The sequence below is a fragment of the Anaerococcus lactolyticus ATCC 51172 genome (assembly GCF_000156575.1).
GTDB classification, from domain to species: domain Bacteria; phylum Bacillota; class Clostridia; order Tissierellales; family Peptoniphilaceae; genus Anaerococcus; species Anaerococcus lactolyticus.
In genome coordinates, this window is record NZ_GG666182.1 from 1 (window position 1) to 238 (window position 238).

A 238-nucleotide genomic window follows, 5' to 3' on the forward strand; every position below is an offset into this window, starting at 1 on the left:
AGCCTGTCCAACGAAGGTCGCTTGATCGCCACCTACGCACTGTGCGGCTTTGCCAACTTCAGCTCGATCGCCATCCAGATCGGCGGCATCGGTGGCCTGGCCCCGGAACGTCGCCACGACCTGGCCAAGTTCGGCCTGCGCGCGGTGCTGGGCGGTACCATTGCCACCTTCATGACGGCGACCATCGCCGGCGTGCTGACGCACTTCAGTTGAACCCTTGGTTGAGAAAGATTCCCTA

The 238-nt window shown here is 62.6% G+C and carries 1 protein-coding gene; it reads left to right on the plus strand.

The window, feature by feature from the left end; genetic code table 11:
- Positions 1–213, plus strand: a 213-nt coding sequence (locus HMPREF0072_RS11690; RefSeq protein WP_004831017.1) for a nucleoside transporter C-terminal domain-containing protein, incomplete at its 5' end; no start/stop codon positions are given.
- Between the last annotated feature and the right edge of the window lie 25 nt (positions 214–238).